General features: G+C 36.3%; 14 protein-coding genes and 2 pseudogenes. 8 read left to right on the plus strand and 8 right to left on the minus strand.

Features of this window, described 5'->3' with window-relative positions; all coding sequences use genetic code 11:
- Positions 1–124 precede the first annotated feature (124 nt).
- On the plus strand, positions 125–1,369 hold the full coding sequence (locus tag DI487_RS02780) for an ABC transporter permease (RefSeq protein WP_109568306.1): 1,245 nt from the start codon (positions 125–127) through the stop codon (positions 1,367–1,369).
- 93 nt (positions 1,370–1,462) lie between these two features.
- Here the strand turns inward: DI487_RS02780 and prmC are convergent, their stop codons facing one another.
- Both prmC and DI487_RS02790 read right to left on the minus strand, forming a co-directional pair.
- Entirely contained in the window at positions 1,463–2,383 is a 921-nt protein-coding gene (gene prmC, locus DI487_RS02785) for a peptide chain release factor N(5)-glutamine methyltransferase (RefSeq protein ID WP_245896512.1), read from the minus strand.
- 23 nt (positions 2,384–2,406) lie between these two features.
- On the minus strand, positions 2,407–2,883 hold the full coding sequence (locus tag DI487_RS02790; protein WP_109568307.1) for a GNAT family N-acetyltransferase: 477 nt from the start codon (positions 2,881–2,883) through the stop codon (positions 2,407–2,409).
- 81 nt (positions 2,884–2,964) lie between these two features.
- On the opposite strand from DI487_RS02790, the gene ribD reads away from it, so the two are divergent.
- The 4 genes and pseudogenes from ribD to DI487_RS02810 all read left to right on the plus strand — a co-directional run bounded on the left by ribD (position 2,965) and on the right by DI487_RS02810 (position 6,082).
- The gene (gene ribD / locus DI487_RS02795) at positions 2,965–4,008 is read left to right on the plus strand and encodes a bifunctional diaminohydroxyphosphoribosylaminopyrimidine deaminase/5-amino-6-(5-phosphoribosylamino)uracil reductase RibD (RefSeq protein ID WP_109568308.1); all 1,044 of its coding nucleotides are present in this window, start codon (positions 2,965–2,967) and stop codon (positions 4,006–4,008) included.
- Positions 4,001–4,609, plus strand: a complete 609-nt coding sequence (locus DI487_RS02800) for an HAD family hydrolase (RefSeq protein WP_109568309.1) — start codon at positions 4,001–4,003, stop codon at positions 4,607–4,609. The genes ribD and DI487_RS02800 overlap by 8 nt, the downstream gene beginning before the upstream one ends.
- On the plus strand, positions 4,602–5,456 hold the full coding sequence (locus tag DI487_RS02805) for an EamA family transporter (RefSeq protein WP_109568310.1): 855 nt from the start codon (positions 4,602–4,604) through the stop codon (positions 5,454–5,456). The genes DI487_RS02800 and DI487_RS02805 overlap by 8 nt, the downstream gene beginning before the upstream one ends.
- Positions 5,457–6,082 (plus strand): annotated as a pseudogene (locus tag DI487_RS02810) (IMPACT family protein).
- Here the strand turns inward: DI487_RS02810 and DI487_RS02815 are convergent.
- On the minus strand, positions 6,074–6,478 hold the full coding sequence (locus tag DI487_RS02815; RefSeq protein WP_109568311.1) for an acyl-CoA thioesterase: 405 nt from the start codon (positions 6,476–6,478) through the stop codon (positions 6,074–6,076). The pseudogene DI487_RS02810 and the gene DI487_RS02815 overlap by 9 nt on opposite strands.
- 202 nt (positions 6,479–6,680) lie before the next feature.
- On the opposite strand from DI487_RS02815, the pseudogene dnaA reads away from it, so the two are divergent.
- The 3 genes and pseudogenes from dnaA (at position 6,681) to DI487_RS02830 (ending at position 9,284) form a co-directional block, all read left to right on the plus strand.
- Positions 6,681–8,107 (plus strand): annotated as a pseudogene (gene dnaA, locus DI487_RS02820) (chromosomal replication initiator protein DnaA).
- Complete coding sequence (locus DI487_RS02825; protein WP_109568312.1) at positions 8,107–8,565, plus strand: low molecular weight protein-tyrosine-phosphatase; 459 nt, start codon at positions 8,107–8,109, stop codon at positions 8,563–8,565. The pseudogene dnaA and the gene DI487_RS02825 overlap by 1 nt, the downstream one beginning before the upstream one ends.
- Positions 8,562–9,284: an SAM-dependent methyltransferase gene (locus tag DI487_RS02830; RefSeq protein ID WP_109568313.1), complete on the plus strand. Its 723-nt coding sequence runs from the start codon at positions 8,562–8,564 to the stop codon at positions 9,282–9,284. Before DI487_RS02825 ends, DI487_RS02830 begins: the two co-directional genes overlap by 4 nt.
- Before the next feature lie 5 nt (positions 9,285–9,289).
- Here DI487_RS02830 and DI487_RS02835 read toward each other — a convergent pair whose 3' ends face one another.
- The 5 genes from DI487_RS02835 to dapF form a co-directional block, all read right to left on the minus strand.
- A complete protein-coding gene (locus DI487_RS02835) occupies positions 9,290–9,934 on the minus strand; it encodes a peptidoglycan-binding protein LysM (RefSeq protein ID WP_109568314.1) in 645 nt (214 codons plus the stop codon).
- Positions 9,935–10,031: 97 nt separating this feature from the next.
- Entirely contained in the window at positions 10,032–10,904 is an 873-nt protein-coding gene (locus DI487_RS02840) for a DUF2279 domain-containing protein (RefSeq protein WP_245896561.1), read from the minus strand.
- Positions 10,905–11,013: 109 nt separating this feature from the next.
- Positions 11,014–12,054: an endolytic transglycosylase MltG gene (mltG, locus tag DI487_RS02845; RefSeq protein ID WP_109570585.1), complete on the minus strand. Its 1,041-nt coding sequence runs from the start codon at positions 12,052–12,054 to the stop codon at positions 11,014–11,016.
- Positions 12,055–12,062: 8 nt separating this feature from the next.
- Entirely contained in the window at positions 12,063–12,590 is a 528-nt protein-coding gene (locus DI487_RS02850; RefSeq protein WP_109568315.1) for a GNAT family N-acetyltransferase, read from the minus strand.
- Between the two features lie 3 nt (positions 12,591–12,593).
- Positions 12,594–13,376 (minus strand): diaminopimelate epimerase, encoded by a 783-nt coding sequence (gene dapF / locus DI487_RS02855; protein WP_109568316.1) that lies wholly within the window; start codon positions 13,374–13,376, stop codon positions 12,594–12,596.
- Between the last annotated feature and the right edge of the window lie 69 nt (positions 13,377–13,445).

The raw sequence follows: 13,445 nt of genomic DNA on the forward strand, positions 1-13,445 counted from the left end.
ATTTTACTCCTGCAAATATCGAATTTATTACTGATTCTTAAAAATTATAACGGCAATTCCTGTCCCCTTTTTACTATTTCCCTTTTTTGTGTAACAAAACATAAAAAGTTGAGTCTAATGCTGTATGCGTATAGGATTATTTAAAGAAAACTCAAAGATCGCCGTTGATTCTATTAAGAGCCAGGCATTGCGTACATCATTAACTGTATTGATCATCATGATCGGTATTACTTTTCTGGTAGGGATTCTGACTTTAACCAAGGCGTTGGAAAAAAACCTATTCGGAAATTTTGCTTCAATGGGTGCCAATACTTTTTCGATCAGTCAATACGATTTTTCTGCCGAGATCAACCAAAATGACAGCAAGCAAAAACCCAATCCTATCATCAGTTACCCACAGGCTAAAGAATTCAAAGAACGTTATAATTTCCCTTTTACCTCTACCTCTCTATCCTTTACTGCCGCTTCGAGCATTGAAGTTAAATATCAGGATCAAAAAACCGATCCGGAAATTACAATTGTAGGGGTCGACGAGAACTTTTGTCCTAACAAAGGTTTGGAAGTCGTAAAAGGGCGAAACCTTACTCCTTTTGACGTTAAGAACAATAATTACGTTTGTATCTTAGGTTCTGACTTTGAAAAAGGACTTTTTAAAGATATGAACCCTTTAGACAAAAGTATTTCCATCAGAGGGGCTAAGTTTAAAGTTATCGGAGTTTTAAAAGAAAAAGGATCTACTTTCGGCAACAGCCAGGACTTACGTGTTCTGATCCCAAATCAGATCGCCCGTTCCTTGTTTTCGGCTCCTAATATAAATTACGACCTTTCTGTAATGGTCAATAACGACAACTTACTTAATGAAGCCGTTGACGATGCTACTTTAATGATGCGAAAAGTACGCCGATTGAATCCGATTGAAAAAAGCAATTTCGGAATTAACCGAAGTGACGATCTGATCCAGCGTTTGGGTGAAAATATTGCTTTCATTAACCTGATTGCAGTAGTGATAGGTGCAATTACCATTTTCGGTTCTACTATTGCCTTGATGAATATCATGCTGGTTTCCGTTACGGAACGCACCCGGGAGATCGGGATCCGTAAATCATTAGGGGCAAAAAAATCGACCATTGCCTGGCAGTTTTTTACTGAAACATTCGTTATCAGTCAGATAGGCGGTGTACTGGGAATACTTTTCGGTATCTTATTAGGATCAATTATAGCCTTAAGTTTCGGTTTTTCATTTGTGATTCCGTGGATGGCTATTATCGCTGCTTTCATCACGACTTTTATCGTTACGATCGTTTCCGGTCTGTATCCGGCATTAAAAGCTGCAAAATTAGATCCGGTTGAAGCTTTGCGTTATGAATAATTATCGAAGTACAAGGGCAGAAGTACGAATTTCAGCACTTATTTTTTAGGATTCAGATGGCTCTTGATGTTTTAATTGATGCTACAATAATAGCTAAAATTTCATTTCATCTTTTATCTTTGCTTTAATCATTCTGTCATTTCCCATCAAGTCTTTACGGAGTTCTATATTTTGATAGCCTAACTGTTTTAACATCTCTATGGTTTCTTTACCTAAATACTGATTGATCTCGAAGAACAATAACCCATTCGGTTTCAAACTTTCTATAGCCAGTTCAGCTATTTTTCGATAAAAAACCAGAGGATCATTATCTTCCACAAACAAAGCCAGATGCGGCTCATAATCCAAAACATTTTTTCGAATCTCTGTTTTCTCTAAATTCCGGACATAAGGCGGATTTGAAACGATGACATCTAATTTAGTTGGTAACAGATCGTTAACCGCTGACAGTTTTTTAAGGTCTTCGACCAATAAAATATCCGCTTGGGTAAAATGCACTTGTGCATTATTTTGCTGGGCGTTTTCATTGGCTACTTTTAAAGCTTCTTCCGAAACGTCAATAGCAAAAACTTCTGCTTCCGGTAAATTGACTTTCAACGAGATCGGAATACATCCGGTTCCGGTTCCGATGTCTAAAATTGAAAACGCAGATCGCAACTCTCCTTGATATAACATCATTTCGCTTTCCGGCTTTCTACTTTCCAAAATCCACTCCACCAGTTCTTCCGTTTCCGGTCTCGGAATCAGTGTATATTCATTAACCTTGAACGGTAACCCGTAAAACCACGCCTCTCCTAAAATATACTGTATGGGTTTTTCTTGCTGTAAGTCGGAAATAATTCTGTTCCAGCCCTCAATACTAGCCACTGAAAAGTCAGGATTCAACGTAAAGTCAATACGTTTCATTTGATGCAAATGTTCCAGAACCATATAAAAAAACGACTCCGTTTCTCCCTGATCGTAAAGGGTTCCCAATTTACTTTCGAAATGCTTTTTAAGCTCTCTTAATGTCAAAATCTATTTCTTTTTGTTCGGTTTTACAATTCTTTTATCATCCAAACATCACAACTATTATGACCGGTGCAACCAAGCGGCTGATCTAAATATTGAAAACCTACCCTATGGTATAATTTCTGTGCAGCCTTCATAAATGGTAACGTTTCCAGATAGCATTTTTCAAAGCCTTGTTCTTTAGCAAAAACCAAACCTTTCTCAATAATTTCCTGTGCTAAGCCTAAACCTCTTATTTCAGGTGCAAAATACATCTTCTGCAATTCACAATATTCCTCCGAAGCATTTTCTAAAGGCGCTATTCCGCCGCCGCCTAGAACTTGCCCATCTTTTTCCACAACATAATAAACCGATCTGGGCTTTTGATATACTTCGTATAAGGTATCCAAAATAGGATCCGCATAGGCCGTACCTGTTTTCGGAGCATCTAATTCATCAAAAATATCTCGAATCACTTTTGCAATTTGAGCATTATCTTTCCATTCTATTTTTCTGATTATCATATCTCACAATTCACTTTGTAAAAATACATAAATTGAGTTCCTTTTTGACTTAAAAATTTCTAAAATCCCTACTTTTGTATCATGACGACCCATGAAAAATACATGCATCGCGCCTTACAATTGGCAAAAAACGGATTAGGAACAACTTATCCCAATCCTATGGTGGGAAGTGTAATTGTTCACCACGGAAAGATCATCGGAGAAGGCTGGCATAAGAGATCCGGAGAACCCCATGCAGAAGTAAATGCTGTAAATTCAGTTAAAGACAAAAGTCTTTTGAAAGAAGCTACTATTTACGTTACACTGGAGCCTTGCAGTCATTTCGGAAAAACACCGCCTTGCTGTGATTTAATCATTGCTAAAGAAATTCCGAATGTAGTCGTCGGCACAATTGATCCTTTTGCCAAAGTAGCCGGAACCGGCATTCAAAAATTAAAAGAAGCCGGAAAAAATGTAACTGTGGGAGTTTTAGAAAAGGAATGCAAAGAACTAAATAAACGCTTTTTTACATTTCACGAGAAAAAGCGTCCGTACATTATCCTAAAGTGGGCCGAAAGCAACGATGGGTTCATTGCTCCTTTAACTAAGGACAGTAACCGTCCCGTTTGGATCACCAATCAATATTCCAGACAATTAGTTCACAAATGGCGTACGGAAGAGCAAAGTATTTTAGTAGGTACTCAAACCGTTTTAGACGATAATCCGGTCTTAAATGCACGGGATTTTTTCGGTAACAATCCTACTCGGATTATCCTTGACCGACAAGGAAAAATACCGGAAAGTTCTGCTGTCAAAAACGGAATACAAAAATCAATTATTTACAGTGACACTATTTTTTTAACAAAAAATAATACTATTTCGCATAAAAAAGCTATATTTGATACTCATTTTTTAGACTTTTTAGTATCCGATTTACATCAGGAAGGACTTCAGTCAATTATTATCGAAGGCGGAGCTAAAACTTTACAAAGCTTCATAGATAAAGACCTGTGGGATGAAGCGCGTGTTTTTATCGGAAATATTAGTTTAAAAAATGGAATTACTGCACCCAAAATCCATCGCTTTCCAATTAGTATCGAAAACGTTCAAGGGAACCAATTAAAACAATACAAAAATTATGATTAACACTATACTTTTTGATTTTGGGGATGTCTTCATTAACTTAGACAAAAACGCAACGCCAAATGCTTTAAAGAAACTGGGGTTACTTCAGTGGAATCCGGCTTTAAATGAGCTGAACCAACTCTATGAAACCGGAAAAATAGACGAAAGAACTTTTTTAGAGGGTATTAAACAGTTTGTTCCGAAAGCCCAGATTCATGAGATAAAAGAGGCCTGGAATGCTATCCTGCAAGACTTTCCTTTAGATCGATTGGAATTCCTTCAAATGCTGTCTGACTATCGCTTGCTTTTATTAAGCAATACAGATGCTACACATATTGAACACTTTGAACACAAAGTAGGCGAATCTTTTGCACGAGATTTTTACAGTTGCTTCGAAAAGACTTATTTCTCTTTCGACATAGGGATGCGCAAGCCAGATAAAGAAACTTTCAGACTGGTTATCAATAATCATAATTTAACGCCGAAACGAACTTTATTTATTGACGATAAAAAAGAAAACATTGAGTCGGCTAAAAAATTAGGTTTTAAAACCTGGCATCTGAACCCTACCTCAGAAGATGTGACTCAACTTTTTGAACACCTAAAAAAAACACATGCTTGATCTGGTATTAGCCATTATCTTTTCAGGGCTGCTATTTATCGTTTTTACACTATTCAAAAAGATTAATATCGATGTTTTTCAAGCCATTGTTTTTAACTATATTATTGCCTTCACTACCGGAATGATCCTAAGCCCGGTTGAGATCAATACCGGCGAAATATTGCAACAAACCTGGTTTCCCGGAACTCTTTTTTTAGGTTTCTTATTTATTGTTGTTTTTAACATTATGGGGAAAACCGCTCAAGTTAATGGCTTAACAGTAGCTTCCGTTGCCAGCAAAATGTCACTGATAGTTCCCGTACTTTTCGGCATATTATTTTTTAACGAGTCCATCCATTTTAAAAAATTACTGGGAATATTTTTAGCCTTAACAGCAGTTTACTTTGTTTCCAAAAAAGATTCCGGCCAGCTTCGCTTTGATTCATTATTATTACCCTGTCTGTTATTTATAGGTGCCGGAACAATAGATACCGGCATGAATTTTATTCAACGCTTTTACGTTCCCCAAAACGACACGGCTATTTTTTCTGCCTTTACCTTTTTAACGGCTTTCAGTATCGGTATTCTCATTTTGTCTTACCGAATATTCCGAAAACAAACCGGCTTTCATTTTAAAAATATTTTAGGCGGAATAATTTTAGGAGTTCCCAACTTCTTTTCTATGTTTTATATGATCAAAGCTTTGCAGACGAAAAATATGGAAAGTGCCACCATTTTTACTTTATTAAATATTGGTGTAATTTTGTTCACCACAATTTTGGGGCTTCTTTTTTTTCAGGAAAAATTAAGCAAACAAAATTTTGCAGGCATCATCATCGCCATCATAGCTTTATTTTTAGTACGATAAATGGATTCAGAGAACACAAAAGACACATACAGAACGCTCGCTCAGGCTTCGCCTGAAATATTATACAAAGAAAAGAACAGTAAATTTTTCGGCTATGCTTTTCCCATTCAAAATGAAGATGAAGTAAAAGACATTTTGACCGAAATAAAGAAGCAACATTTTTCTGCACGCCACTGGTGTTATGCTTTTCAAACCGGAACTGAAAAAATCTACTACAGAGCAAATGACGACGGCGAACCTAACAATACTGCCGGAATGCCTATCTACGGACAGGTCCAATCTTTTGACCTTACCAATGTTTTAATTGTAGTTGTCCGGTATTTCGGAGGAGTAAAACTAGGTGTCGGCGGTTTAATCTCAGCCTACCGAACTGCGGCTCAAATGGCTTTAGAAGCCTCAGACATTATCGAAAAAACCATAAACAAACATTTCATCGTTTCCTTCGATTATAAAAACATGAATAAAGTCATGCGAATTATAAAAGAAAAAACTTAGATATTGTACACCAAAAAATGGAATTGAGTTGTGAAATTGAAATCGCAACCCGAAAAAAAAATGCCGAAACCATATTCGACATTTTCAATACACTTTACGAAGTAACAATTAAAGAAAAAGAATCAGACTAATACTTCTAACTTTTCAGCAAGGTAGCTTGGCGGATAAACCGGACGCCCTGTTTTCATATCTATAAAGACCAGCATTGAATATCCGGTTGTTAATAACTCTCCTTTTTCATTGTAAATTTCGTAGTCAAATTCGATCTTTACGCCGGATTGTTTTTTAAAAATCGTTTTTACCGTTAACAGATCATCATAACGGGCTGATTTTTTATAATTCATTGTAAGAGAAACGACCGGAAGCATAACACCGTTCTCTTCCATCCATTTGTATGAAACCCCTAGGTTTCTCAACCATTCAACCCTTCCCATCTCAAAGTACTGGGCGTAATTTCCATGATAAACTACTCCCATTTGATCGGTTTCCGCATATCGAACTCTTACTTGTAACTGATGTTCTTTCATTGTTAATTTTATCTTAATTTATTCTTAATTTCCCATAAAAGGGTTTACAATATTTTTTTTTAAAAACCAATAGCAGTTTCATTTTTTTTTACAGAAAATTGTTCACATATTTGTTCTCCCAAATCACTTGAAGGTCTCGTGCCTTTTCCTGTAAGATAACCTTTGTTAATCTTTAAAAAGCAACTGTAAAAAAAGAACTTTTATGAATAAAACTGCGCAATCGGTATGGGATAACTGTCTCTCTTTTATAAAGGACAATGTTCAGGAACAAGCCTATAAAACATGGTTTGAACCGATACAGTCAGTTGACCTTAATGAAAACGCATTATCTATTCAAGTTCCCAGTAAATTCTTTTATGAATGGCTGGAAGAACATTATGTTAAACTCTTAAAAGTTGCTCTTACCAAAGAACTGGGACCAAACGCAAAGTTATTATATAAAATTAAAATGGAAAACCCTTACGGGAACAAACTTCCATTTACCGAACAGATTCCTAGCAACAACCGACAAGTTATCAAAACTCAGGAAGTTGATGTTCCTATTGTACAGAAAAATCCGGAATTAAAAAATCCGTTCATCATTCCCGGCATCAGAAATATCAACATCGATTCGCAATTAAATTCAAATTACAGCTTTGATAATTTCCTTGAAGGTGATTCGAACCGTTTGGCAAGAAGTGCCGGTTTAGCTGTTGCCAACAAACCGGGAGGAACTTCTTTCAACCCGTTATTGATATTCGGGGCGTAGGTTTAGGAAAAACACACTTAGCACATGCGATCGGTGTGGAAATAAAAGATAAATTCCCAGAAAAAACGGTTTTATATATTTCTGCTGAAATTTTCACACAACAATATATTGATTCCGTTAAGAAAAATACGCGTAATGATTTCATCCATTTCTATCAATTAATTGATGTTCTGATTATTGATGATGTACAATTTTTGTCCGGTAAATCAGGGACTCAGGATGTATTTTTCCATATTTTTAATCACTTGCACCAAAACGGAAAACAGGTTATTTTAACATCTGATAAAGCTCCTGTTGATATGCAGGATATTGAACAACGTTTATTGTCCCGCTTCAAATGGGGATTATCAGCAGAGTTACACCAGCCTGACTTTGAAACCCGTATTTCTATTCTGAAAAATATTTTGTTCAGAGACGGTGTTGAAATACCGGAAGAAATCATTCAATATGTGGCTAAAAACATCAAAAGTAATGTCAGAGAACTGGAAGGAGCCATCATTTCATTAATCGCTCAATCTTCTTTCAACAAACGAGAAGTAACTATTGATCTGGCAAAACAAGTCGTTGAAAAATTTGTCAAAAATGTTAAACGTGAAATTTCTATCGACTATATTCAAAAAGTAGTTTCTGAATATTTCCAGTTAGACATTGAGACCTTACAGTCTAAAACCAGAAAACGTCATGTGGTTCAGGCCAGACAACTGGCGATGTTCTTTGCTAAAAAATTCACTAAAAATTCTTTAGCCAATATCGGAAGTCAAATCGGTGACCGAGATCACGCCACAGTATTACATGCCTGTAAAACCGTTGATAATCTGGTTACAACTGACAAACAATTCCGTAAATTTGTTGACGATATCAACAAAAAATTATCAATGTAATGCAAACCAAAATTTTAATGGTATGTTTAGGCAATATTTGTCGTTCTCCATTGGCAGAAGGTATATTACAGTCTAAACTTCCCAAACAAAATTTTATAGTTGATTCAGCCGGCACCGGTGGATGGCATGCAGGAGAATTGCCTGACGAACGCTCTATAGCTACAGCACAAGAACATGGTGTAGATATTACTTACCAAAGAGCCAGAAAATTCAGAACAGACGACTTTGAAACATTTGACTACATTTATACAATGGATATGTCAAACTATAAAGACGTTTTATCATTAGCACCGGATGAGGATGCCAAACAAAAAGTAAAATTGATTCTAAACGAACTATTTCCCGAAGAGAATGTAGAAGTTCCGGATCCTTATTACGGCGGATTAAACGGTTTTGAAAATGTATACCGAATGCTGGATGAAGCCTGTTCAATAATTGCAAAGAATTTACAAAAATGAAACCTGTCACTTTTTTAGGCAAACTTTATCTGATTCCGACTACTTTAGGCGAAATGAACCCTGAAGACGTATTACCGCAAACCATCAAAAGAAGTATCGATTTTATTGATCACTATATTGTAGAAAACGAAAAGACTGCCCGACGTTTTATTAAAAGTGTCCATCCTGATAAAAAACAATCTGAACTAAAAATTTCCCTACTCAATAAGCACACGGAACCCAATGAGTATCAGAACATGATCGCTCCGCTATTACATGGTGAAAATGTTGGTTTAATGAGCGAGGCAGGATGTCCGGGTGTTGCTGATCCGGGTGCTGTAATCGTAAAGATAGCACATGAAAAAGGCATTCAGGTAGTTCCTTTAGTCGGACCAAGCTCTATTTTATTAGCCGTTATGGCAAGTGGTATGAATGGACAAAGCTTTGCTTTTAATGGTTATTTGCCCATTGACGGACATGAAAAGAAGAACACTATCAAGCAATTGGAACGTTTATCATTTGAAAAAAATCAGTCGCAATTGTTTATAGAAACTCCGTACCGAAATAATAAATTATTTGAAGACCTTATACAGATATTACAACCCGATACTTTATTGTGTGTCGCTTGTGATATAACCCTTCCTACTGAATTTATTAAGACCAAAAAGGTTAGTGAGTGGAAAAAAAACAAGGTCGACTTACATAAGCGACCTTGCATTTTCATTATTCACAAAATGTGAAGTTTTTAATCTAATTTTACTTTGGCATTAGCATCGGCTTCGATTAAAGAAACGTCAAAACCTCCGAATTTTTTCATATAACTTCTTAAAGAAGTTCCGAAACCATCTTTAAAGCCGTTTGCTCCGTTGCTTCTCAGGTATTTTTTTACAGAACCTGCTCCGGCTAAGTGTGCTGCCGCTAAAATCCCTGATTCTGTAATTACTACTCCGTTCATTTTTCTTCCGGAATATTTTTTAATCTCTTTGCGCAATTCCCATTTATTACGTGCCACTAAAGCTTTGAATGCTTTTTCCTGCCACTCCGGATTGTGCAAAAATTCCTGAAAATCGTAAATACCAACTGTTCTCAATGTACTTCTCCCAAACTGGTATTTCCCCATATATCCGTAAGGGTTTACCAAATTTAAGATTCCTCTTGACTCTCTGAAAGCTATTGCTTCTCTGAATCCTACGAATGTTTTTCCTACATAAGGAAAAATCACATCAAATTCTTCTTCGAATTCATCTTCTGTAGGGACTGTATACACATAGTTTTCATTCTCTTCTAAGTGAAACCCCTCTACTTTTTCAATTTCAAAAGAATTAAATCCCGTTGAAACTAACATTACTAGGATGGTCAATCCAAAAAAATAAGAACCTTTTTTTATCATAAATTTTCATTTCTCAGCGTCTGTCACCCATCTGAAATTTGCGAGGGCAAAGATACGAAAAAAATTATAATATTGATATACAAGGTGTTAAACTTTTCTAAAAGTAGACCAAGTGTCCCTTAACCCCGTTGAAATCACCCAGTTCAAGTGTCGGTGCCGGGATTTTAACTGTATTAAAAAGTGAAAAAACAGTCTTTAAAAAATGTGATTTAGTTTCAATTTTTGTCAGGTCAACATCAAGACTCAGATACAACTGTCGGTTAGGATTTTGAGAAAAACCATCCGCTATTGCTTCTTTGTTATTTCCGTATAGCATCCCTTCAGCGCCGTATCCGACTGCCAGATTTAACCATTTTGGTACGTGTTTATTTTTTATAAAAGAATAAAGATTAAACGAAAGCCAATACGTCTGTCCATTATAATCTTTTAAAAGCTGCTCATTTAATGAACTTCCTAAAGTTTCAGGACGGATTGCAGCATAGGAAGTCTTATGAAAAGAAAATTTCGGAATTATCCTTTGCTCTTTCCACAATAACTCCTGCGTTATATACAAGCCTGTTCCCGAAGTATTGGCAAGCATATCGCCCCATGAAAATCCCCACTCTTGAGAAAATCCGTCGAATACTTCTACAGCCGTCAGAAATCCAAATCCCAAAGTAGCACCGTAACATAATTGCTCTTTTTTAGAAGCTCCACTCCAGGCTAAGAGCTCCGCTCCGAATCGTCCGACATGATATGTTGAATAGAAATGCCCTATTTTATCTAACTGCATCCACTCATTATTATCATTAAAAAAATGGAACTTAGACTGCGGATAATCGGCATACCATAATTGGTTTAGTCCTACTAAAGCTAAACCTGCTGCTGAAGCTTCAATTACATAAACGGTTTTTTTACGAACCTTATTTAAAGAGTCTGAAGGCGTTAGAAATATATTTAATTTGGATTGCGAATAACTAAAAGTCCCCACAAAAAACAGAAAGGAAAACACCAAAAGCTTTACAGGAATAATGCCTTTTCTCGCTTTAATCGTTTCCGTTGCCGATAAATGATATAAATCTATGCCTTGCTTCAAATGATTATCGGTTTATTCCTAATTTATTTACCCATTGCGCATATTTTCTTGCATTGACCTGATGTTGTTCAAAATTGGTCGCAAAGGCATGATATCCCGGTTTATCCGGACTTGCACAAAAATAAATGTAATTATGATCTTCTGCATTCAGTACAGCATCAATTGCAGAAATATCCGGCATGGCTATTGGTCCGGGCGGTAACCCGGCATATTTATAGGTATTATAAGGAGATTCAATAGTTAAATCAGCATGCAGCACTCTTTTTATAACCTGATCAAAATCACCTGATTTTTTTTTCATGGCATAAATAATTGTAGGATCGGCCTGTAAAGGCATTCCGGTACGCAAACGATTCAGGTAAACCCCTGCTACACGAGGTCTTTCATCTACTTTTGCTGTTTCTTTATGTACAATAGATGCTAAAACAGATACTTCAACCGGAGACAGATTTTTATCCATTGCCTTCTGAATACGTCTCGGATTCCAAAAACGTTTGTATTCTTTAACAAATTTATCGGCTAATTTATTAGCCGGTGTGTTCCAATAAAACTCATACGAATTTGGAATGAACATGGCTAAAATATCCTCTTCTGTAAAGCCGTTTTCCTGCAAAAATTCGGGTGCAGTAAAAGCTTGTACTAAAGCCAGACTATCAGGTTCTAACTGCGTTGCCAGTCGCTGTACCAGTTTCTCCAAAGTTTCCTGATTGTTAAAAGCTACTTTTACCGGAATATTTTGTCGCAAAGCCCGGATCATATCAAAGCTGTTCATATTTTGCTTTATCAGAAACTTTCCTGCCTTTACATTTCTGTCATACTTCCTTTGTTTGGCTACAAAATCAAATTTGTCCATATTTTTCAAAAACGGAGCTAATTCTTCTTTTGCCTGCTCATAAGTTGAACCCGAAGGAATGTAAACAAAAACTTCCTTTTGATTAAAAGTAGTATTGGGTGTAAAGGCTTTAAAATAAACATAACCGGCTACTGCAAAAGCTACAAACAATCCGGCTACCGCAATTATCAGAACTAATTTCTTTAAATTCAAGGGCTTTATCATTTATCATTAATAATTTGGAACAAAACTTCATCCTTAAACTGACTTCCTATCTTGTTCCACTGCTTTTTAACTCCGATTTTTCGGAAACCAAATTTAGTAAAAAGTTGTAAACTAGGTTGATTATCTTCTGCTATATTTGCGTACAACTGGTGCAATTGCAAATGAGTGAATGCATAATCCATCAAAAGCTGTAATGCTTCAGCTCCCACTCCTTTGTGTCTGTCCTGAACCTGATGAATTAAAATTCCGATCCCGGCTCTTGAGTTTTGCGGATCAAAATCAAATAAGTCTATTAAACCTATTGCTTCAGCAGTCTTGCTTTTACAAATGGCTAAGCGCAACTGTTTCGCTTCATATATATCCTGATGGGCATTTTCTAAATACTGTCGGATTAAAAAACGGCTATAGGGTGTTTGTGTATGACTTACTTCCCAGACAGATTCGTCATTCTCTATGGTGTAAATAAACTCCAAATCTTCAGGCTCTAAAGCTCGTAAATAAATATTTTGTCCTCTTAAAGTCATAGATCAGATCTCAATTTCTCCTTTAAAAACAAACTTAGCCGGACCTATTAAAAAGACATCATGGAATTTGCCGTTCTCTTCTTTAAAACTTACTGACAGATCCCCGCCTTCAACTTGTAGTTTCACTATGTTTGCAACTGTTTTTTTATTAGAATACAGCGCAATGGCAACTGCTGTTACCCCGGTACCACAAGACAAGGTTTCATCTTCTACTCCTCTTTCATAAGTCCGTACAGCAAATTTTCCATTCGCTAAAGGTGAAACAAAATTGATATTACTTCCGGCTTTCCCGTATCTATCTGAATAGCGAATCTCAGCCCCTTCTTTTTTTACATCGACATCTCTAACATTACTGACAAACTCTATATGGTGAGGAGAACCCGTATTCAAAAAAGTATATTCATCCGTTATTTTCACTGTATCTACATCAATCATTTGGAGAGACACAATATCATCTGCACTTACAGAAGCAAAATGATAACCGTCAATTGCCTCAAATTCCGCTTTATCCGATACAATTCCTAATTGTTTTGCAAATGCCACCAAACAACGACCGCCATTACCGCACATGGTACTCTCATTTCCGTCAGAATTATAATAAACCATCTTGAAGTTGTATTCCGAATGGTTCTCTAACAAGATCAATCCGTCTGCACCTATTCCAAACCTCCTGTCACATAACTGCGCTACCAGTTTGGTATCATTTTTGGGGAATATATCTTGTCGGTTATCTACCATTACAAAATCATTTCCCGTTCCTTGGTATTTATAAAATGTAAGTTTCATCAATTGCAAAATAGAATAGCAAAAGTAAGGAATATTAATAAGATGTTAAACATTGTTAACCGAGCGTTA

It is taken from the genome of Flavobacterium sediminis, from assembly GCF_003148385.1.
In the GTDB taxonomy this organism is placed as follows: Bacteria; Bacteroidota; Bacteroidia; order Flavobacteriales; family Flavobacteriaceae; genus Flavobacterium; species Flavobacterium sediminis.